At 42.4% G+C, this 3,171-nt stretch carries 3 protein-coding genes; 2 read left to right on the forward strand and 1 reads right to left on the reverse strand.

What is annotated here, in order from left to right; genetic code table 11:
- Nucleotides 1–848, reverse strand: an 848-nt coding sequence (locus EPN51_RS28920) for an amino acid--tRNA ligase-related protein (protein WP_293049306.1), incomplete at its 3' end; no start/stop codon positions are given.
- A 1,031-nt stretch (nucleotides 849–1,879) separates the two neighbouring features.
- On the opposite strand from EPN51_RS28920, the gene EPN51_RS28925 reads away from it, so the two are divergent.
- Together EPN51_RS28925 and EPN51_RS28930 are read left to right on the forward strand one after the other, a co-directional pair.
- On the forward strand, nucleotides 1,880–2,341 hold the full coding sequence (locus EPN51_RS28925; protein WP_293049307.1) for a zinc ribbon domain-containing protein: 462 nt from the start codon (nucleotides 1,880–1,882) through the stop codon (nucleotides 2,339–2,341).
- A gap of 224 nt (nucleotides 2,342–2,565) precedes the next feature.
- The gene (locus EPN51_RS28930; RefSeq protein ID WP_293049308.1) at nucleotides 2,566–3,069 is read left to right on the forward strand and encodes a hypothetical protein; all 504 of its coding nucleotides are present in this window, start codon (nucleotides 2,566–2,568) and stop codon (nucleotides 3,067–3,069) included.
- Nucleotides 3,070–3,171 lie beyond the last annotated feature (102 nt).

Raw genomic sequence — 3,171 nt, forward strand, 5'->3', positions numbered from 1 at the left:
TCAGCAAAGTAGGCCATTTCAGCAGGAAGCTTAACAAGACATTCACGGACACAGCACTTCAGTAAATCTTCAGCCAGCGTTGCCACATCGTCCAAATCAGCAAACGCCATTTCAGGCTCCACCATCCAGAACTCTGCTAAGTGTCGCGATGTATGAGATTGTTCGGCTCTGAATGTAGGACCAAAGGTATAAACCCGACCCAAAGCTTGTGCCATTGCTTCTGCCTCAAGTTGTCCAGATACGGTCAAATAAGCAGGTCTATCAAAGAAGTCAGCACCAGCTTGACCTTCGGCCAAGGATGACACTCGGAAACGCTCACCAGCGCCCTCAGCGTCTGTTCCAGAGATAATAGGCGTGGCAATCCATAGGAACTGTTGAGATTCCAGATAATCATGGATAGCTCGCATCAGACAATGTCGTAAGCGAGCAATCGCACCAAACTGCGTCACTCTTGAACGTAAGTATGGTAACGACCTTAGAAACTCGGGTGAGTGCGCCTTCGGTTGTAATGGGTAGGTGCTGGGATCCAAGACGGTTCCAGCAATTTCAATCGAGGTTGCTTGCAATTCAATAGTTTGACCAGAACCAATGGAGGCAACGACCGTTCCTTTTACAAGAACCGAGTAACCAGCACCAAGCGAACGTAAGGTAGGTTGTGCTTCCATTAAAGCCGAAGAAATGACGACTTGTAAGGTTTCGTGACTGGAACCATCACTCAAGACAAGAAAGCCGACCTTCTTTCCAATGCGAGCAGACCGTAGCCATCCGCCGACACTGACTTGGCGACCGATGTAAGTTTCTGGTGAAGTGAATAGAGAGATAGTACGAGTGAGTTCAAAAGCTGACATGATGAATTCCTTGGGTTAGAAAAAATGAATACGAAAAGGCGACTGGAGTGAAAACTTCAGTTAAGGTCAATTTCGATTCAAATTACCAAGGAAGGTGAACATATGGCGAACTCGTTAAGAGGATTGTTAGTTACTGACAAGGTAACATCCTTTAAGATGAATGTCAACCTTGTTTTTATGATAGCCGATTTTAATTTTTATTCGCCATTATTACTAAAACTATAACCACCCCCAAAAAATGGAAATCGGTCGAAAACGGCCTTTTTAGAATCCCCTAAGCACTAATGGCGAGCAACACCCCCGTTTGTAACGCTGTTTCCTTCGACACAGCAACCGTCGAAAACGGCCCTTAAAAACGCCATCCGTCTCGTCTTCCTAGATTTCAAAAATAAAGCTAAATCAGGTTGCCGTTCCAAACGGCCCACATGTAAACGAAAACCCACTTAAACGGGTAACCCATCCCTAAGACACCACTTAAACGGTAGCACGCCAAATAACACTGCCATACAGACAAATTATGAGGCTAAGGCGTAATCACAAAGTAAATAGGCAAGACAACTAAAACCTGCCAGTGAAAGACACGCTATCTGCAACAGTGAGCCACTATGGCAAAACTAAAATGACAAGATAGTTCAATAAAACTCCTTAACTCCATTAACCAAGAAAGACAACTATTTTGACTTATCCTTCTTACTGTTGTACATTAACCATCATCCATCAGCAAAAGGAGAAAGGTATGAGCCAAAAGGCAGGACTTGGAATTCACAAAATTGACGGCAAAGCTCACTTTGAGTACAAAGGATACAAAACGGCAAAGCTCACTTTGAGTGCAAAGGATACAAAGTTGTCTAATAACAATATCTTGTAAATTATAAAATACATACTATAATAGATAAAAATACAACGAACAAAAGCATATAAGTCTATTCATTATGGCAGAACTCATTCGATCAACGAAGCATCACACGAAATTCGCGAATACGCATAAACAGGAATCTGTTGTTGCATTCATTGCAGAATATCGTCGTGTCATGAAGTTGATGCTGGACGAGATTTGGGCAAACGGTTATGATGGTTTTAACCTAGCCAATAAAACCTATAACTTACCGCTCTTTTTAGGTGCGTGTCTGAAGCATTTCACTTACACCAAGATTGAGGACAAGCTTCAAAGCATGGCGGAAGAGCGTGGGGTCCACGTCAAGCTGCAATCCAGTGCTTTTCGTTCTCAGAGGTGTTTTGAATGTGGATGGGTGCAAAAGAAAAACAGAAAAGGGAAAAGCTTTTGTTGTGCTTTTTGTGGTAGAGAATCAGATTCTGACATCAATGCTGCAGAGAACCACACGATTGAACTACCCTCCCTGCGCTTCTTAGTAGGATCTGGAATAAATAGAAAAGGCTTCTTCTGGATGCCGGATGGACTTTACAACAGAGATGCTCAGGAGATTAGAGTCCCTGACACCTTTCAAAATGATATTCTTTATGAAAAATCATAACTCTTCGGGCGTGAACTAAATGGCAAGGTTCACATTCTTGATGAACACTGGCAAAAACAGTTTGGAGACAACTTCCTCTCTGTGGAAGAAGCGATCCAGATTATTGAAAACTACCACAAGTATCAAGACAATCTTGACCGCTACTAAGCAACATTGGTCATTGTAATAACATCATCCTTGTGGTAAAGTAGACACACTTTCAAAGTTCATGGACTACTATACTCATGTTTAGCATCTTTCGTAAACGAGAAACCGCTGAACAAGCCTACTCTCGCGGAAAGCAAGGGGGGTATCAATTGCGAAGCGATGAGCAGAACATCACGTTTCAGAAAACACAAGACTACGAACAGTCGCGCTTCCTCGGTGTTCCAATGATCGCCATTTCTAACGAGTGGGACAATCCTGTCATCGGGTTTGGCAAGCGCATGGAACTCTTTGGTAAAAGTTACATTCTGGTTATTCAGGACTATGTAACCAATGAAGAGAAAATTTGTAATGGTATTCATTTGCCATACAACGCACAACGCCTTGAAACTATCCTTTCTCTTGATCCTAATCAACTAATTGGTTTGCTTTATGGTTCTTATGGTCATCAAGAATCGCATAAGCGTGAAAGCGATGACTTTTGGGGGCGTGATAAAATTATTGCCGCTTTAGATAAGAATGATTTTTGGACAAAGGCAAATAATTATCTCGACGATCACCGCAAAGATAAGGTAACGGAGTGACAACTATGGCTAACAAGGACAATACAACAGATTATCAAAAAGCAAAGGTTCTCGGCCTTACCAAACCTTGTGAAACTGAGGATAGTGAACCACATCATCCTA

This window comes from Mycobacterium sp. (genome assembly GCF_004298145.1).
Lineage (GTDB): Bacteria > Actinomycetota > Actinomycetes > Mycobacteriales > Mycobacteriaceae > Mycobacterium.

Bases quoted from the DNA above. Each gene is read 5' to 3' on its own strand.
- EPN51_RS28925 (WP_293049307.1), top strand. From the start codon at position 1,880: ATGAAGTTGATGCTGGACGAGATTTGGGCAAACGGTTATGATGGTTTT.
- EPN51_RS28930 (WP_293049308.1), top strand. From the start codon at position 2,566: ATGTTTAGCATCTTTCGTAAACGAGAAACCGCTGAACAAGCCTACTCT.